At 75.3% G+C, this 384-nt stretch carries 1 protein-coding gene; it reads right to left on the bottom strand.

Features of this window, described 5'->3' with window-relative positions; translation table 11 throughout:
- A partial coding sequence (locus FOE67_RS28590) for a DNA-3-methyladenine glycosylase I (protein WP_182667663.1) occupies positions 1–384 on the bottom strand: 384 nt, incomplete at both ends.

The following is a 384-nucleotide window of genomic DNA, read 5'->3' as shown; positions in this document are numbered from 1 at the left end:
GGCCGGGGGCCGGGGGCCCGGGACCAGATCAGGTCGGTGAGCCGGCCCTCCGGCCACTCGGTGAGGACGCGGGCGTTGTGCAGGGTGGCCTCGATCTTGGCGCGGTTGCGGATGATGCCGGGGTCGGCGAGGAGGCGGGTGACGTCCTGCGGTCCGAAGGCGGCGACCGTCGCGATCCGGAAGTGTCCGAAGGCGGCCCGGAACCCCTCGCGCCGCCGCAGGATGGTGAGCCAGGAGAGGCCGGACTGGAAGGCCTCCAGGGTGAGCCGCTCGAACAGCTCCCGGTCGCCGCGCACCGGCCGGCCCCACTCGGTGTCGTGGTAGGCGCGGTAGTCCTCGGCGGACAGGGACCAGGGGCAGCGCGGCAGTCCGTCGGGGCCGGGG

Source organism: Streptomyces calidiresistens, assembly GCF_014141525.1.
Lineage (GTDB): Bacteria > Actinomycetota > Actinomycetes > Streptomycetales > Streptomycetaceae > Streptomyces > Streptomyces calidiresistens.
This window is presented reverse-complemented; position numbering and strand designations above follow the sequence as displayed.